This window comes from Erwinia sp., assembly GCF_031978025.1.
In the GTDB taxonomy this organism is placed as follows: domain Bacteria; phylum Pseudomonadota; class Gammaproteobacteria; order Enterobacterales; family Enterobacteriaceae; genus Erwinia.
In genome coordinates this window covers 1-16,627 of record NZ_DALZCD010000071.1, presented here as the reverse complement: position 1 = coordinate 16,627, position 16,627 = coordinate 1, and the positions used below count along the sequence as shown (strand labels likewise).

General features: G+C 54.9%; 18 protein-coding genes and 1 tRNA gene. 8 read left to right on the top strand and 11 right to left on the bottom strand.

Features of this window, described 5'->3' with window-relative positions; all coding sequences use genetic code 11:
- The coding region (locus tag RTK32_RS07950; protein WP_312042924.1) for an MFS transporter at positions 1 to 936 on the bottom strand (936 nt) is incomplete at its 3' end.
- A gap of 500 nt (positions 937 to 1,436) precedes the next feature.
- Here RTK32_RS07950 and garD point away from each other — a divergent pair.
- Positions 1,437 to 2,996: a galactarate dehydratase gene (garD, locus tag RTK32_RS07945; protein ID WP_312042923.1), complete on the top strand. Its 1,560-nt coding sequence runs from the start codon at positions 1,437 to 1,439 to the stop codon at positions 2,994 to 2,996.
- A gap of 37 nt (positions 2,997 to 3,033) precedes the next feature.
- Here garD and RTK32_RS07940 read toward each other — a convergent pair whose 3' ends face one another.
- From RTK32_RS07940 to syd, 4 genes are all read right to left on the bottom strand, one after another.
- Positions 3,034 to 3,483: a flavodoxin gene (locus tag RTK32_RS07940; RefSeq protein WP_312042922.1), complete on the bottom strand. Its 450-nt coding sequence runs from the start codon at positions 3,481 to 3,483 to the stop codon at positions 3,034 to 3,036.
- A 17-nt stretch (positions 3,484 to 3,500) separates the two neighbouring features.
- On the bottom strand, positions 3,501 to 4,280 hold the full coding sequence (gene truC, locus RTK32_RS07935) for a tRNA pseudouridine(65) synthase TruC (protein WP_312042921.1): 780 nt from the start codon (positions 4,278 to 4,280) through the stop codon (positions 3,501 to 3,503).
- Entirely contained in the window at positions 4,280 to 4,606 is a 327-nt protein-coding gene (locus RTK32_RS07930) for a YqcC family protein (protein WP_312042920.1), read from the bottom strand. Before RTK32_RS07930 ends, truC begins: the two co-directional genes overlap by 1 nt.
- 563 nt (positions 4,607 to 5,169) lie before the next feature.
- Positions 5,170 to 5,724 carry a SecY-interacting protein gene (gene syd, locus RTK32_RS07925; RefSeq protein WP_312042919.1) on the bottom strand — a complete coding sequence of 185 codons (555 nt, stop codon included), beginning with the start codon at positions 5,722 to 5,724 and terminating at the stop codon, positions 5,170 to 5,172.
- A gap of 125 nt (positions 5,725 to 5,849) precedes the next feature.
- Here syd and queF point away from each other — a divergent pair, with 125 nt between their 5' ends.
- From queF to xni, 3 genes are all read left to right on the top strand, one after another.
- Positions 5,850 to 6,692 (top strand): NADPH-dependent 7-cyano-7-deazaguanine reductase QueF, encoded by an 843-nt coding sequence (gene queF, locus RTK32_RS07920; RefSeq protein ID WP_312042918.1) that lies wholly within the window; start codon positions 5,850 to 5,852, stop codon positions 6,690 to 6,692.
- A 176-nt stretch (positions 6,693 to 6,868) separates the two neighbouring features.
- Positions 6,869 to 8,227: a nucleotide 5'-monophosphate nucleosidase PpnN gene (ppnN, locus tag RTK32_RS07915; protein WP_312042917.1), complete on the top strand. Its 1,359-nt coding sequence runs from the start codon at positions 6,869 to 6,871 to the stop codon at positions 8,225 to 8,227.
- A 39-nt stretch (positions 8,228 to 8,266) separates the two neighbouring features.
- Positions 8,267 to 9,019: a flap endonuclease Xni gene (xni, locus tag RTK32_RS07910; RefSeq protein WP_312042916.1), complete on the top strand. Its 753-nt coding sequence runs from the start codon at positions 8,267 to 8,269 to the stop codon at positions 9,017 to 9,019.
- 179 nt (positions 9,020 to 9,198) lie between these two features.
- Here the strand turns inward: xni and rlmM are convergent, their stop codons facing one another.
- The 4 genes from rlmM to RTK32_RS07890 all read right to left on the bottom strand — a co-directional run bounded on the left by rlmM (position 9,199) and on the right by RTK32_RS07890 (position 12,225).
- The gene (rlmM, locus tag RTK32_RS07905; RefSeq protein ID WP_312042915.1) at positions 9,199 to 10,299 is read right to left on the bottom strand and encodes a 23S rRNA (cytidine(2498)-2'-O)-methyltransferase RlmM; all 1,101 of its coding nucleotides are present in this window, start codon (positions 10,297 to 10,299) and stop codon (positions 9,199 to 9,201) included.
- The gene (locus tag RTK32_RS07900) at positions 10,292 to 10,687 is read right to left on the bottom strand and encodes a DUF423 domain-containing protein (RefSeq protein ID WP_312042914.1); all 396 of its coding nucleotides are present in this window, start codon (positions 10,685 to 10,687) and stop codon (positions 10,292 to 10,294) included. The genes rlmM and RTK32_RS07900 overlap by 8 nt, the downstream gene beginning before the upstream one ends.
- A 60-nt stretch (positions 10,688 to 10,747) precedes the next feature.
- Complete coding sequence (locus RTK32_RS07895) at positions 10,748 to 11,662, bottom strand: transcriptional regulator GcvA (protein WP_125287404.1); 915 nt, start codon at positions 11,660 to 11,662, stop codon at positions 10,748 to 10,750.
- Positions 11,663 to 12,000: 338 nt separating this feature from the next.
- Positions 12,001 to 12,225 carry a YgdI/YgdR family lipoprotein gene (locus tag RTK32_RS07890; protein WP_312042913.1) on the bottom strand — a complete coding sequence of 75 codons (225 nt, stop codon included), beginning with the start codon at positions 12,223 to 12,225 and terminating at the stop codon, positions 12,001 to 12,003.
- Between the two features lie 224 nt (positions 12,226 to 12,449).
- On the opposite strand from RTK32_RS07890, the gene csdA reads away from it, so the two are divergent.
- From csdA to RTK32_RS07875, 3 genes are read left to right on the top strand one after another with little or no spacing between them, the layout of a single operon-like run.
- A complete protein-coding gene (gene csdA / locus RTK32_RS07885; RefSeq protein WP_312042912.1) occupies positions 12,450 to 13,655 on the top strand; it encodes a cysteine desulfurase CsdA in 1,206 nt (401 codons plus the stop codon).
- 2 nt (positions 13,656 to 13,657) lie between these two features.
- Positions 13,658 to 14,101, top strand: a complete 444-nt coding sequence (gene csdE / locus RTK32_RS07880) for a cysteine desulfurase sulfur acceptor subunit CsdE (RefSeq protein WP_312042911.1) — start codon at positions 13,658 to 13,660, stop codon at positions 14,099 to 14,101.
- Complete coding sequence (locus tag RTK32_RS07875; RefSeq protein ID WP_409451076.1) at positions 14,091 to 14,228, top strand: hypothetical protein; 138 nt, start codon at positions 14,091 to 14,093, stop codon at positions 14,226 to 14,228. Before csdE ends, RTK32_RS07875 begins: the two co-directional genes overlap by 11 nt.
- Positions 14,229 to 14,244: 16 nt before the next feature.
- Here RTK32_RS07875 and tcdA read toward each other — a convergent pair whose 3' ends face one another.
- Together tcdA and mltA are read right to left on the bottom strand one after the other, a co-directional pair.
- Positions 14,245 to 15,045 carry a tRNA cyclic N6-threonylcarbamoyladenosine(37) synthase TcdA gene (gene tcdA / locus RTK32_RS07870; protein WP_312042910.1) on the bottom strand — a complete coding sequence of 267 codons (801 nt, stop codon included), beginning with the start codon at positions 15,043 to 15,045 and terminating at the stop codon, positions 14,245 to 14,247.
- 52 nt (positions 15,046 to 15,097) lie between these two features.
- The gene (gene mltA / locus RTK32_RS07865) at positions 15,098 to 16,240 is read right to left on the bottom strand and encodes a murein transglycosylase A (RefSeq protein ID WP_312042909.1); all 1,143 of its coding nucleotides are present in this window, start codon (positions 16,238 to 16,240) and stop codon (positions 15,098 to 15,100) included.
- A 203-nt stretch (positions 16,241 to 16,443) separates the two neighbouring features.
- Between mltA and RTK32_RS07860 the strand changes: the two genes are divergently transcribed.
- A tRNA-Met gene (locus tag RTK32_RS07860) sits at positions 16,444 to 16,520 on the top strand.
- The last annotated feature ends 107 nt before the right edge of the window (positions 16,521 to 16,627 follow it).

The following is a 16,627-nucleotide window of genomic DNA, read 5'->3' as shown; positions in this document are numbered from 1 at the left end:
GGAAATAATGCCGCCCAGCACGCCGCCCAGAAAGCCGCAAATAGCGGGAATGGAGGCCACCATACCGGCCTTCAGAATGGACATGCCACGTGCCTGCACCAGATAAACCGGGAACCAGGTGATAAAGAAGTAGGTTAAGGCGTTGATGCAATACTGCCCCAGATAAATACCTACCATCATTCTTGACGTAATTAGCTGCTTAATCTGGCTTTTCTTTTCTTCCCAGCTGACTTTACGGACAGCTTTCTTCATGTCCATATTGATCAGCGCGCCACCCTGCTCCATATATTCCAGCTCGGCTTTATTAACGCCGGGATGGTCATTAGGATCGTGGATAACTTTGAGCCAGATAAAGCTGATGATGATGCCCAGCCCACCCATAAACCAGAACACGTGCGCCCAGCCGACTGCGGATGTAAGCCAGCCCATTATGGGGGCGAAGATGACCGTAGCGAAGTACTGCGCCGAGTTAAAAATAGCGACGGCCGTGCCGCGCTCCTGTGCGGGAAACCAGGCGGCGACGATACGACTATTTCCGGGAAAAGAAGGCGCTTCCGCCAGCCCGACCATAAATCTCAGCATAAACAGCGTAACGATGATGCTAAAGCCGCTGAGCAGATCGACAAAGCCTTGCAGCAGCGTAAACAGCGACCAGAGGAAGATGCTCCAGAAATAGACGCGTTTTGAGCCAAACCTGTCCAGCAGCCAGCCGCCGGGGATCTGCCCAATGACGTAAGCCCAGGAGAAAGCGGAGAAGATGTAACCCAGTCCAACCGGATCCAGCCCAATGTCTTTCGACATTGCCGAACCGGCGATAGCGATGGTGGCACGGTCGCCGTAGTTGAATGAAGTGACGATAAACAACATCACCACTATCCAGTAGCGAGCATTAGTTCTTTTTTGCACGGTGCTCGCAGCACTGCTGATTGAATCCATGATGCACTCCTGAAATATAGCGGTCAGGCAAACTCACTCTGGACTGCATACACATCGCGTTGGGTATCAGAATGATGTCAGGTTAAACACAGCGATTAAGGGGCAGAATAATCACAACGTTCAAAGCTCTCGTCCCGTTTGACAAAAAGTATAGGGAGGGCACTTCGTGAAAGCACCGTTAAAACGCCCTGTTAAAGCGGGGAAAACCGACGGATGTTGTGGCACATGCCCAATTGGCTGCGGCCTGGCTCACGGAAATACCCACTTCTGCGGGCGCGGTCACGTTCCCTTTTTCTTTGTGAACCGTCTCACTGTCGCCTGGCTTTTTGCCTGAAAATATCCCGCTTGTTACCGCGCCATGTCGGACATTTGCATAATGTTTTCCCCCTTAAGCCTCTCTATACTGTCCCACAGCAGAATAATTCCACCCGAAAAACGCTTTTTACCTCCCTTTAAAATAAAGAAAGTGCCGATTCATTTATCTCAGGACTTGTCGAGCGATGAACACTCCCAGAAACGATCTTCCCCTTTATATAAAGGTGCACGAAAACGATAATGTCGCCATCGTTGTGAATAACAATGGATTAAAGGCCGGCACTACTTTTTCATGCGGACTGGTATTAAAAGAACATATTCCACAGGGTCATAAAGTGGCCTTAAGCGCGATTGCGCAAGGTGGCGATATTATTCGCTATGGTGAAGTTATCGGATATGCGGTGCGTGATATTGCTCGCGGCGGCTGGATTGACGAGTCGCTGGTGGTGCTGCCGGAAGCGCCGGATCTCGCCAGCCTGCCGCTGGCTAACAACATTCCCCCCGCGCTGCCGCCGCTGGAAGGCTACACCTTTGAAGGCTATCGCAACGCCGACGGCAGCGTAGGGACTCGTAACCTGCTGGGAATCACCACCAGCGTGCACTGTGTCGCGGGAGTCGTCGACTACGTCGTACAGATTATTGAGCGCGAATTGCTGCCAAAATATCCTAACGTCGACGGCGTCGTGGCGTTAAATCACCTTTACGGCTGCGGCGTAGCCATCAACGCGCCCGCTGCCGTGGTGCCGATCCGCACCATTCACAACCTGGCGCTAAACGCCAACTTTGGCGGCGAAGTGATGATTGTCAGCCTGGGCTGTGAAAAACTTCAGCCCGAGCGACTTCTGGAAGGCACGCCCGACGTGCAGGCTATTTCGCTGGATGACCATGACGTGGTGCGTTTACAGGATGAAAAGCATGTTGGCTTTGAATCAATGGTTAACGATATTTTGCAGGTCGCTGAACGTCATTTGCAGCGCCTTAACCAGCGCCAGCGTGAAACGGTACCGGCAGCGGAGCTGATTGTCGGGATGCAATGCGGCGGTAGCGATGCGTTTTCCGGCGTGACCGCCAATCCGGCGGTGGGTTTTGCTTCCGATCTGTTGGTACGCTGCGGCGCGACGGTGATGTTCTCAGAAGTGACCGAAGTGCGTGATGCGGTACATCTGTTAACGCCACGCGTGGCAACAGCGGAAATCGGTCAGCGCCTGCTCGAAGAAATGGCCTGGTACGACGATTATCTGAACATGGGCCAAACCGATCGCAGTGCTAATCCGTCGCCAGGGAATAAAAAAGGCGGACTGGCGAACGTGGTTGAAAAGGCGTTAGGTTCTATCGCTAAATCGGGCCGTAGCGCTATCGTTGAGGTGCTTTCACCTGGCCAGCGCCCCACCAAACGTGGCCTGATTTATGCGGCCACACCGGCCAGCGATTTTGTCTGCGGCACCCAGCAGATGGCTTCCGGCATTACGTTGCAGGTGTTTACCACCGGGCGCGGAACGCCTTACGGTCTGGCAGCCATTCCCGTGATCAAAATGGCCACACGCAACGCGCTGGCGGACAGATGGCATGATTTGATGGATATCAACGCGGGCACCATTGCTACGGGTGAGGAAACCATCGAACAGGTAGGCTGGCGGCTCTTTGAGCTGATCCTGGATATCGCCAGCGGCCGGAAACAAACCTGGTCCGACCGCTGGGGGATCCGCAACTCGCTGGCGGTCTTTAACCCGGCCCCGATCACCTGATCCTGCGGGCCTTCCCGTTCAGGGGAAGGCCCGGCTGTTAATCCAGTAGTTTCACCCAGGCTTCTACCCACGGCGAAGAAAGCGTTTCCGGTTCCGGGTAGTCATTAGCGTCGATCAGCAGCACCTCGCCGACTCGCTTCGCCGAGTGCTCCTGCAACAGCGCATCAAACTTTTTGCCCGCACCGCAAAAATCGTCATAGTTACTGTCGCCCAGCGCGATCACGCCGTAACGCAGCGCAGGCTGATGACCTAACTTGTCTTTAATGTCATAAAACAGCGGCGTAATGCTATCGGGCAGATCGCCCTGAGCCGTGGTAGAGGTGATCACCAGCGCCACGTCATTGGCGTAGCGCTGCCACTGTTCAAGCGTAGGATCTTCAAAAATTTCCACCTGATGGCCGGCATCAGCCAATAAAGGCTCGGCCTCTTCCGCCACCAGCAGCGCGTTACCGTAAACCGTCCCTACAAAAATGCCTATCTGCGCCATGCCTTTCTCCTTGTCGCCTAATCTGAAACGCTATCCTGCAGGCAGGACGCCGCAAACTCAACCCTGCAAAGATCGGGGAGAGCATCCTGCCAGCCAAACTGCGCCATCATACTCTGCCAGACCGTATCCAGTCCCGCACGCAGCAGCAAAGGCTCGCCCGTTACCGGATGCGTCAGCCGCAGCTCGCTGGCGTGCAGCATCAGACGCGTCATGCCGAAGTGCTGCGCCGCGCTGCGATTCTGTCGCAGATCGCCATGCGCGCTATCGCCAATAATGGGATGACGCAGGTGGGTCATATGCCGACGCAGCTGATGCTTACGGCCGGTCTGCGGCTCCAGCTCCATCAGCGTATAGCGCGAACTGGCGTAACGGCTGACCGCTACCGGCAGCTCCGCTTTCGCCAGCGCGCGCCAGTGCGTCACCGCAGGCTGCGGTTCCTTATCCCGATCGCTGAACTTGTCGGCAATCTTATCCAGCTCTTCCATTAAGGCATAATCCAGCGTTTCTTCGCCATCCAGCCAGCCCCTGACAACCGCATGATACGTTTTCTGCAGCTGATGCTGTTCAAACTGTTGTGAAAGCAGACGGGCAACCTCGCTGGACAACGCCATCAACAGCACGCCCGAAGTCGGACGGTCGAGGCGGTGAACGGTGAAAACATGCTGACCTATCTGATCGCGTACGGTTTGCATCACGAAGACGCTTTCATGTCTGTCAAGCCAGCTGCGGTGCACCAGCCAGCCGGAAGGTTTATTCACCGCGACCAGCCAGTCGTCCTGATAAATAATCTCAAGCATCAGGCATCGTGCTCAAAAAGTTGATCAAGCTGATTCAGAACATGCAGTAAAGCGGCACGGCCGGGCATAGCGCCTTCCAGCGCAACTTCATAATAAGGAGCGATAGCCAGCTTTACCGGTAGCGCGGTCTGGGCGTCCAGTAATGCCTGCATACGCGGCAGGAAAACCCACTGTAACCACTGGATCGGCATCATGGTATCTACGCAAAAAGGCTCGGTGCTTTCAAACGCTTCTGCGTTTGGCGCACAGGTTTGCCACAGCCCTGCATCGTGTAAGGCCTGCTCAATAGCCTGCAGGCGATCGCGGATTTCAAGTTCCCGGCTCATCTTAGCTCTCCTGATCGGTTTTAAAGGGTCGCAAGCATAGCATTACCGCCGACAACGGGATAAGTATGGACGAAAAAAAGGGAGCACTGTAAAAACAGTGCTCCCGGTTCGTTCGCAGCAATCCCGCTACATAGTGTGCTCCCTGCTCATCCTTGATAACTTTGTCCTGTAGTTGTCCCTACACTTTCACCTTCAATGGCGATGTCCCTGAGCATCCTGGCTTACCGCTCTCCGGCAGTACATTTCTCCTTCCTGGAGGTGTCCTTTTCTCACTCCCGAGATGTCTTGCGCAGACCTGAAGTCCTTAACGGATGCTTTCAGATTGCCGACCGGCTTATTCCATAAGCCACTGTCCTTTGTGACAGGAGCAGTTTGCCTTAATGAAGCTGGCAAACAAGTGACGAAAAGCTTTTTTTGACGCCGGATGGTTTTTTTTATGAAAGGATTTATAACAACCTTATGATTTACTTTAATTTTGCTGGACAGTCCTTATCGCCTTCTTAAGATTTAAATGCGATCTCTTACATATTCTGTAAGAGATCTCTCACAAGATAAGTGCCGTTTTACCTTAAGGGATCAATAACCGGCAAAGAAGCCAGGAACTGCGCCAGGGTCTCGGCCAGCACCGTCTGCTTTTTCGTGCCCAGGGTTTCCAGAATCACTTCCCCGCTCAAATTACACACAGAAATGATTTCCAACTCAGACTGTGTGGTAGCAATAAAAAATGTAGGGGGCTGTTTAAGACGGCGCTTCATCACCAGGTGACCAATCAAGTTTTCCTGCATACGTTCAAAATCGTCTTCGCTCCATATTTGCAGCAGCGTACAGGGCTGGTCGTTGACCCATGTTTTCATGTCGCCCGCGAACTGCGAGGTGTACCAGGCAATGACGGAGGGCTGTATCTGTAAATCCAGCGCGCGCGCTACATTGTCCAGATTTTTGGCGAGGGTAAAGGGCTGCGGCAACCACCATACCTCTCCGCCGACGGTTTGCTGTACGCAGGGTGAAGGAACGCCATACAGCTCGCTGCTTGCCGGGGGATGGCCGCACTCGCTGGCCCAACGTTCGCAGTAGTTGCGGGTAAAATCAGCCAGGGCGCGGGAGGTTTCATCAATCATTCTTTTTTCACTCTCTGGTGCCTGAGTTACACTAAGGCTATACGTTTTAAGTTGCGTCGCCCGGCGATTACTGGCCGCAGGCGCTTGACCACTTCACCTGTAATATCAGGCTATAAGGTAATACGATGTCTTCAGATACACATCAGGCACTCAGCGGCCTGACGCTGGGAAAACCCACAGAATACCACGACCAGTATCAGCCTTCTTTACTGCAGGCCGTGCCAAGGAGCATGAACCGCGAACCGCTGGGGCTATATCCGGAAAATTTACCCTTTCATGGCGCCGACATCTGGACGCTGTACGAACTTTCCTGGCTGAATGCCAAAGGGTTACCGCAGGTCGCTATCGGTGAAGTAAGCCTGGATGCCCACAGCATTAACCTGATCGAGTCCAAGAGCTTTAAGCTCTATCTTAACAGTTTTAACCAGACCCGTTTTGCCGACTGGGGTGAGGTTCGTGCCACGCTGGAGCGTGACCTCAGCGCCTGCGCACAGGGTGACGTTAGCGTCGCCCTGTTCCGCCTGCGAGAGATTGAAGGCCAGCCGATAGGCCACTTCAGTGGCTATTGCATTGACGAGCAGGATATTGAGATCGACAACTATACCTTTAGCACCGATTACCTGCAGCAGGCCACACAGGCAGAAGTGGTGGAAGAGCAGCTGGTTAGTCATCTGCTGAAGTCCAACTGCCTGATCACTAACCAGCCAGATTGGGGCTCGGTGCAAATCACCTATCGCGGCCCACGCATCCAGCGTGAAGCGCTGCTACGCTATCTCGTCTCGTTCCGGCACCATAATGAATTCCACGAGCAGTGCGTGGAACGCATTTTCAACGATATTTTACGCTTCTGCCAGCCGGAAAGCCTGAGCGTTTACGCCCGCTATACACGCCGCGGGGGTCTGGATATCAATCCCTGGCGCAGCAACGGTGTCTTTAAACCGGGCTTGTCCAGGCTGGTACGACAGTAGCACTTTGCGCACTGCCGCGCATAAAAGCACGATAACGTTGTTAACTGTTTGAGAAGAAGGCTAATCTGAAGCGGGCATCGGGTGCCCGGGACATTTTTTCTGGTCAGGCTCGCCGTTTATTCGGCGAGCTCTTGACGGAGAGCGATCACCGCCCGGACGGGCGTAAAGGAGTTAATTTGATTACACATATCAGCCCATTAGGCTCCATGGATCTGTTGTCTCAACTGGAAGTCGATATGCTGAAGCGCAATGCCAGCAGCGACCTCTACCAACTCTTCCGCAACTGTTCCCTTGCCGTGCTGAACTCCGGCAGCCAGACAGACAGCAGCCATGAACTGCTGTCGCGTTTTGAAAACTTTGACATCAACGTGTTGCGACGCGAGCGCGGCGTTAAGCTTGAGTTGATTAATCCACCGGAAGAAGCCTTTGTTGACGGGCGGATCATTCGCTCGCTGCAGGCCAACCTGTTTGCGGTACTGCGCGACATTCTGTTTGTGAATGGTCAGTCCGACAGCGGCCTTCAGCAGCAGGACGTGGATGACTCAGTGCGCACCACCAACCTGGTTTTTTCGCTGCTGCGTAACGCCAGAGCGCTGCACGTTGGTGAACTGCCGAATACCGTTGTTTGCTGGGGCGGCCACTCTATCAACGCCGTTGAATATCAGTACTGCCGCAACGTGGGTTCACAGCTGGGCCTGCGCGAGCTGAATATCTGTACCGGCTGCGGGCCAGGCGTCATGGAGGCCCCGATGAAAGGCGCAGCCGTGGGCCACGCGCAGCAGCGTTATAAAGAGAGCCGCTTTATTGGCCTGACCGAACCGTCGATCATTGCCGCCGAGCCGCCTAATCCGCTGGTAAATGAATTGATTATCATGCCGGACATTGAAAAACGGCTGGAAGCCTTTGTGCGTATCGCTCACGGCATCATTATTTTCCCGGGCGGCGTGGGTACGGCAGAAGAGTTGCTCTATCTGCTGGGCATCCTGATGAATCCGCAGAACCATGACCAGGTTCTGCCGCTGATCCTGACCGGCCCGAAAGAGAGCGCCGATTACTTCCGGGTGCTGGATGAGTTTATTGTCAGCACGCTGGGCGAAGCTGCCCGCCAGCACTACACCATCATCATTGACGACGCGGCAGAGGTCGCTCGCCTGATGAAAAATGCCATGCCGAAAGTGAAAGAATATCGGCGTGAAACGGGCGATGCCTACAGCTTTAACTGGTCAATCCGCATCGCGCCGAATCTGCAGGTGCCGTTTATGCCGACCCACGAAAATATGGCCAATCTTAATCTCTATCCTGACCAGCCTGCCGAACAGCTGGCGGCCTCGCTGCGCCGCGCGTTCTCCGGGATCGTGGCGGGCAACGTTAAGGAGCCGGGCATCAAAGCGATTAAGGAAAACGGCCCGTATAAGATACACGGCGATGCAGAAATCATGCGCCGCATGGACGATTTGTTACAGGGATTTGTTGCCCAGCACCGTATGAAGCTGCCGGGAACGGCCTACACCCCCTGCTACGAAATCATTAAATAACCTTCAGTAGAGCGGCAGCCGTGCCGCTCAGTATCCACTATGACTATTCATCTGTTGATTATCGATGCGCTAAATCTGATCCGCCGCATCCATGCCGTGCAGGATTCCCCCTGCCAGGAAACCTGCCTCCATGCTTTGCAGCAGCTTATTTTGCACAGTAAACCGACCCATGCGGTGGCGGTATTTGACGACGATGAACGCCACGAAGGCTGGCGTCATCAGCGTCTGCCGGACTACAAAGCCGGACGTGCGCCCATGCCGGACACCTTAAAAACAGAAATGCCGCAGATTCGGGCAGCGTTTGAAGCGGCAGGCGTGGCCTGCTGGCACGCAACGGGCGAAGAAGCAGATGACCTCGCCGCCACACTGGCGGTAAAAGTGGCCGACAGCGGTCATCAGGCCACCATCGTGTCGACCGATAAGGGCTATTGCCAGCTGCTGGCACCCCATATCCAGATTCGCGATTATTTTCAGAAACGCTGGCTGGATCTGCCGTTTATTGAAAAGGAGTTTGGCGTAGCGCCTGCGCAGCTGACGGATTACTGGGGGCTGGCCGGTATCAGCAGCAGCAAAATCCCTGGCGTAGCCGGTATTGGGGCGAAAAGCGCGGCGGAGCTGCTGAAAACCTGGGGATCGCTGGCAGCAATTTACGAGCGGCTGCCGGACGTGCCGGAAAAATGGCGCAAAAAGCTGGAGCAGCAGCAGGAAATGGCTTATCTCTGCCGCGAAGTCGCCACGTTGAAAACCGATCTGCAGCTGACCGGTAACCTGAAGGATTTGCGGCTGCCGTAAAGCCTGGCTCTGGCCTGGAGAAAGATTGCTGGTCGCCGTACAGCGTGAGTCAGGCTCGTAAAAATTCGGCCGGAGCCTCGGGAAACACGATTCGGGCGCATGTCCGGCGTTGACTCTGTCGCTGCGGGCGAAAAGAAACCAGGTTGCACCGGCCTGTTCGCCCACGGTCTGGCTTAGCTTTAACGCTCGTCGCGACGTCCTGGGGTCGCGCCCCAAACACGGCGAATATGCACGGTCACTTCTTCACGGTCGTGATAAAGCTGGCGCGCCTGAATTTGCGCATTGATGCCGTTAGCCTTCAACTTCTCATCAATCATCGCCAGGTTTTGCGCCACTTCTTCATAGCGCTTTTTCATCGGCAGCTTGAGGTTAAAAATGGTTTCACGGCACCAGCCGTTCACCAGCCAGTCGGCCATCAGGTTAGCCACACGTACCGGTTTTTCTACCATATCGCACACCAGCCAGTAGATATTGCTGCGTGTCGGACGATATTTAAACCCGTCCTCGCGGTGGTGGAAAACCTGTCCGGTATCCATCAGGCTGGGTGCCATGGGGCCGTTATCAACGGCGTGCACCATCATGCTGCGCTTCACCAGCTGATAGGTCCAGCCGCCGGGACAGGCGCCTAAATCTACCGCATAGAGGCCGCTGCCCAGTCGCTCTTCCCATTCGTCAGCGGGCACAAAAACGTGAAACGCTTCTTCCAGCTTTAACGTCGAGCGGCTTGGCGCGTCGGACGGGAATTTAAGGCGTGGAATGCCCATAAAGAAGGGGGAGTTGTTTTGTGGCAGCGAATAACCGACGTAGCAGTACCCCGGTGCAATAAAGAAGACGTGCACAACGGGGCGCTTTTCGCTTTCATAATTCAGCAGCACGCCCGCCGATCGCAGGCTGGATCGCAGCGGCACGGTGAACTTGCGGCAAAATTTCAGCAGCTCTTTGCTCTCATTCGTATCCGGCACTTCAACCCGCAGCTCGCCGCCCTTTTCCACCACGCCGGTCAGCATGCCGGTTACCGGCGTGACCCGATCCTCAGGCGGTAAATCACGCAGCAGCTCGCCGACAACGATCATCTGACGCGAGAAAATCAGCTCGCTGAATGGCAGCTCGCGCAGCAACTTTTCAGCGTCTTCAGGCTGATAACATTCAAACAGCACGTAAGCGGAATCTTCCTTTACCCGCGCGAAACCAAATACTTCCCTGGCCGCCGCTTTGGCAGTGATTTCCGCCGCGCACTCTTTTTCAAAACCCTGACGGCAATAGAGTAAAACTTTATTCATGGCGTTCTGCCCTTTTCTTCAGACGCAGCGCGCCAATCAACATTAAAACCCAACCGATCAGGAAGCAAAAGCCACCTACCGGCGTAACATAAACCCAAAGCTTAAGATGGGACAGCGCCAGACAATACAGGCTGCCGCTAAACAGTACGGTGCCCAGCGCCAGCAGTGCGCTGCTCCAGTAAAACCAAATATTAGCGCGGCTGCGCATCGCCGCCGACAGGCCCAAAATCGCCAGCGTATGGAACCCCTGATACTCCAGACCGGTTCTCAGCCAGGCCATTTCGCCCGCCCCCAACGACTTGCTTAATATATGCGCGCCAAATGCGCCCAGCATGACAAACACAAATCCGCTGATGGCCGTAAAGATCAGCATTGCACGACTCGACATTCTTACCATCCTCTGAGACAGCACGCGCCGCCGCCCTGGCAACGCATGAGTAAATAAGGTTCAGCTTTCGTAGCGGAAGCGGAATTTTTCCTGCTCGCTGGCCGCTTTTGCCAGGATCCACTGACGAAAGGCGGCTATTTTACCCAGTTCTGCCTGACTGTCATGACAAACCAGATAAAAAGCATTTTTACTTACCAGCACATCGTTAAACGGGCAGGCCAGCCTGCCCGCTTCTATTTCCGTTTGGGCCATGACGTTGTTAGCCAGCGCCACGCCCTGACCGTGGATAGCCGCCTGCAATACCATCGCGCTGTGGCTGAATATAGGGCCATGCTGCACGTTGATATTAACGCCCAACTGGCGTGTGTAGGCCTGCCAGTCACGACGTGAGGCGTCATGCAGCAGCGTAAAACGCGTCAGGTCGGCAGGCGTTTTTAACGGATTATCACCGGTTAACAACAAAGGTGAACAGACGGGCAGTAAATATTCGGCATACAATTTTTCTACCCGCAGTCCTGGCCAGTTGCCACGACCATAGAAAATCGCCACGTCGACATCATCCGCCAGCTTCTCCTCTTCACGGTCGACAGCCTGAATGCGCACGTCTATCCCCGGATAAGCTGAGTTAAAGCTGGAAAGACGCGGCACCAACCACTGGATAGCAAAGCTGGGCAGCAGGCTAACGGTCAGTGCGCCCTTGGCGCTTCGCGCCTGAAGCTTGCGCGTGGCGTCGTTCAGTGCGGTAAAAATTTCCTTGATGTCGAGGTAGTAGCTCTGCCCTTCCTCGGTCAGCAATAAAGAACGATTGCGCCTTCGGAACAGCTTAAGCCCCAGAAAATCCTCCAGTGACTTGATCTGATGACTTACCGCTGCCTGGGTAACAAACAGCTCTTCTGCAGCACGGGTAAAGCTAAGATGACGTGCGGCAGCATCAAATACGCGCAGGGCATTTAAAGGAGGAAGACGTTTAGACATGATTACCGGTTACAGAATGATGGCTTCGGACATAAGGCCGTTGACGCAGCTTTACGTATTAGTTTTTTTTATCCGAGCCATTATAATTTGTCCGTTGAGGATGTACCAGCAAATACCTATAGTTGCCGCACTTCCTGAGCCGGAACGAAAAGCAGTTTGAAATCGAAGCTATTTTGCGGGATTTTGAAGGGCTTTTGGCTTGTGGTCGTGATGTTGTGTTTGCAATTGATCTGCCTTTTGCAGATCGGGTAGTCCGACTACCACTTTTAGATTTACCCTGTCTGTCCATAGAGATTTAACAGCACCGCAAATTGCGGTGCTTTTTTTTTGCTTAAAACTTACTGGCCCATTTCAACCATTTCTTTTACGTCTGAACGGTTGATCTGCTGCTTGTTGCCGTTTGCATCTTTGTAGCTGATCATACCGGTATCGGTGTCGACTACAGGTTTGCCGTCGGCGACGATGGTACGGCCATCATTAGTGTGCATAACATAGTTGCTTGAGCAGGCAGCCAGGGTAAACGTCATGGCACAGGCGGCCATAATAGCAGCAAATTTTTTCATCTTTATATCTCCTTGCAGATAGTAATGCGATAAACCACCCGCAACGCGCGATCCGAAGACAAAAAGCGAGTAAATTGCCTGTCTCAGGAAAGCCTGTTTGCGGATAATAGTTTAAACCTTGCATGGATTAGAATAACTCGCTTTTCAGACATTGCCAGGAAAGCGCCTGTAATTCAGTCGGATTCGATAAAAACCGCATTAATACACCCTTATTCGAGGAGAACATGAGCATATTTTCGCCTGTTCATTTTCGCCAGCAGTTTCCCGCGCTGGACGAAACCGGTATCTACCTTGACAGTGCCGCCACCACGCTAAAGCCGGCGGCGGTCATTGAAGCCACCCGGGCATTTTATAGTTTGGGGGCCGGGACCGTGCATCGCAGCCAGTTTGCCGCCGCGCGTGCGCTGACCGACCGTTATGAAAATGCCCGCAGTCAGGTGGCGCGGCTGCTAAACGCCCCGCTTGCCAGCAATATTGTCTGGACCAAAGGCACCACGGAAGCGATTAACCTGGTCGCCCAGGGCTATTTTCGCCCCCGTCTGCGGCCAGGCGATGAAATTATTGTCAGCGAAGCCGAACATCACGCCAATCTGGTGCCGTGGCTGATGGTGGCCGAACAAACCGGCGCAAAAGTGGTGAAATGGCCAATCGGCAAAGATTTACTGCCCGGCATCGCGACCCTGGAAACCTTACTGAATGCCCGCACGCGAGTGCTGGCACTTGGACAGATGTCTAACGTGACCGGAGGCTGTCCGGATGTAAGCAAAGCGGTCGCCCTGGCACATCGTGCAGGTGCAAAGGTGGTGATCGATGGCGCACAGGGCGTGGCGCACAATCCGCCTGACGTAGCGGCGCTGGACATCGATTTCTATGCCTTTTCTGCCCACAAGCTTTACGGCCCGATGGGCACAGGCGTGCTGTATGGCAAAACGGCACTGCTGGAAGAGATGCAGCCCTGGCAGGGCGGCGGCAAAATGCTGACCAGCGTCAGCTTTGACGGCTTTACGCCGCAGGCGGTGCCCTGGCGTTTTGAGGCCGGAACGCCCAACGTAGCCGGCGTGATCGGCCTGAGCGCGGCGCTTGGCTGGCTGGAATCGCTGGATATGGCTGCGGCGGAAAGCTGGAGTCGTGGACTGGCCGACGTGGCGGAAGAGCGCCTGGCGGAGCTGCCCGGCTTTTGCAGTTTCCGCGCCAGCGGCTCCAGCCTGCTGGCCTTTGATATCGCGGGCGTGCACCATAATGATGTCGTTACGCTGCTGGCTGAAAGCGGCATCGCGCTGCGTAGTGGTCAGCACTGCGCACAGCCGCTGCTTCAGGCGCTTGGCGTCAGCGGCACCCTACGTGCCTCTTTTGCCCCTTATAATACGCTTAACGATGTTGAAGCGCTGGTCAATGCCATGACCACCGCTCTGGAACTTTTGGCAGACTAACTATGACGACTTTACCGACTCCACACCCGTTCGGCACGCTGATTACCGCCGACAGCTTAAAGCAGACCTTCTCCGCCTTCACCCAGTGGGAAGAGCGCTATCGTCAACTGATTTTACTGGGAAAACAGCTGCCCGCCCTGGCAGAGGAATGGAAAACGGCGGAGCGTGAGCTAAGCGGCTGTGAAAACCGTGTCTGGCTGGGGTATCACCTGTCGCCTGAAGGATGCCTGCACTTTTACGGCGACAGTGAAGGCCGTATCGTGCGGGGATTGCTGGCCCTACTGTTGGTCAGCGTGGAGGGAAAACGGCCCGCAGAGATAATACAGAACGATCCGCTGGCGCTGTTTGAAGAGCTAGGACTGCGCGATCAGCTTAGCGCGTCCCGCAGCGCCGGACTGGTGGCGCTGGCGGAAGCCGTGATGAAGGCGGCAAGAGATGCGGGCTGAAGAACAAAACGATCCGCTGGCGCTGTTTAAAGACCCTGGACTGCGCGATCGGCTTAGCGCGTCCCGCAGCGCCGGATTGGCGGCGCTGGCGGAAGCCGTGATGAAGGCGGCAAGAGATGCGGGCTGAAAAAAGGAAAACGGCGTCAGGCGCGCGCCGCTTTTGCCATCATTTTTTTCAGCACGTGGGAAACGGCAACAAAACCGAAGGTGGCAGTAACCATGGTCGCGGCACCAAAGCCGGTAGCACAATCCATTCGTTTCGGCCCTTCTGCCGTACTGCGCGAAGCGCAAACGGAGCCGTCAGGCTGCGGATACATCAGCGCTTCGGTTGAAAACACGCAGTCGATACCCAGTTTGCCTTTGCTGTTTTTAACGATTTTAAAATCGCTTTTTAGCCGTTCTCGCAGCTTAGCCGCTAACGGATCCTGAATCGTTTTCGCCAGGTCCGCTACCTGAATCTGCGTAGGATCGATCTGGCCGCCCGCGCCGCCAGTGGTGACCAGTGGAACTTTATTTCGGCGACACCAGGCCAGCAGCGCCGCTTTGGGCCGCACGCTGTCAATGGCGTCAATAACATAGGTAAAGCCGCCGCTCATCAATTCAGCGGTATTCTCTGCGGTAATAAAGTCGTCCACGCAGGTGACTTTGCATTCCGGGTTGATAGCTAAAATACGTGCCGCCATTACCTCGGTTTTCGCCTGCCCTACCGTACCTTTCAGCGCATGGATCTGCCTGTTGGTATTGGTCACGCAGACATCGTCCATGTCGATCAGCGTAATGGCGCCGATACCGGTGCGTGCCAGCGCCTCCGCAGCCCATGAGCCCACGCCACCAATACCGATCACGCAGATATGCGCATCGGCGAAAAGTTGCAGAGCAGATTGACCATATAAACGTGCCGTGCCGCCAAAGCGCTGGAGCCAGGCGTCGGAAAGAGCCGTCATGATTTACCTCAACGTCGGAAACGGGCCGGAAAAGCCAGCCCGTTACCCCTGATTATCGACTGACCAGCGCCGAACCGGCGTTGCCATTTTGTGCCATAGAGAAAGGAGACACGCCCGCACCCGGTGCCGCTTTAAGCACCCAGACCCGACCATAATGGTTATACCAGCCAGCCATATGCCCCGCCTGTTCGCCAATCCCCTGATAAATATCAAAGTGCTGGCCTTTGATAGCGCCGCCCACGTCCAGCGCCACCATTACACGCATTTCATATTTGCCGTTGAACTTGCCTTTATCGTTCAGCAAAGGCACTTCCGCCAGCAGCACGGTACCCGGCGGGATCAGCGAACGATCGGCAGCGACCGAGGCTTTGGCAATCAGCGGTACCGCGCTCGCGCCGCGCACTGGCGCAAACTCTTCCGGCTTAAAGAAGACGAAAGAGGGATTCTGTTCCAGCAGTTCACGGACTTCGGCCGGGCTGTGATTTTCGCCCCACTGGCGGATGGCCTGCATCGACATATCTTCACGCTTCACTTCACCACGATCGATCAGCACCTTACCAATACTGCGATAAGGATGGCCGTTCTTGCCGCCGTAGCCGAAGAAGGTCAGCGGGCGGCCGTCGCCGTAGTCAACGTAGCCGCTGCCCTGCACGTCCATAATAAAGTTATCCATCAGCGAATTGCTGTAACCGATAGCGTAACGTTCGTCCAGGCCACCGCTATAGATTTGCGCGCGGTCAGGCAAACGACGCTTGCCGCGTGGCGGCATGCGATATAAAGGATATTGAAATTCACCCTGACGGGTATAGCGCGCGTGAATAACGGGCGTGTAGTAGCCGGTAAACTGTACGTTGCCGTAGTTATCGGTTCCTTCCATCTGGTAAGCATCCACACCGTACTGGCGCAGCTGCCGCGTATCGCCGCCCGCCATCAGCCAGCTTTTCAGTGCGCTATAGGTGGTGAGCTGCCGTGAAAACATGGCCGGGGAAGCGGCCTGAATTTCCAGCAGCTGATCGGCAAAATCTTTGCCGTTAACGGGCCGCCCTTTGGCGTTAGGTTGATTAACCAGCCCCAGCGGCTCCTGCAGCTTGCCATCCTTATACTGCTGGCCGCGATCGGTAGGTTTGGAGGAACATCCCGCAAGCAGGGCAATCAGTGCCCCGGTGACCATATACTTTGCCCAACGTCCTTTCATTATTCTCTACCTTTATACGCAATTGCAGGCGAAGATAGCAAAGCGCCCTGCAGATTAAAATGTCCCCGCCCAAAAGAAGCGTTGTTTTTGCACAACAATGCAACAATTGGTTGATAAATTAAGCGGTAAGGGCAATTTCAGGCGTTAATGTGCAAAAAGGGGTTGCAACAAAATCGCCGGAGAGTATAGTGCGCATCCACGGACGCGGGATGGAGCAGCCTGGTAGCTCGTCGGGCTCATAACCCGAAGGTCGTCGGTTCGAATCCGGCTCCCGCAACCAATTCCCTCCGGGGAAAAGCAGTAAACCTGTCGTGATGGAAGCGCCAGGAAGTTCGGACGCGGGATGGAGCAGCCTGGTAGCTCGTCGGGCTCATAACCCGAAGGTCG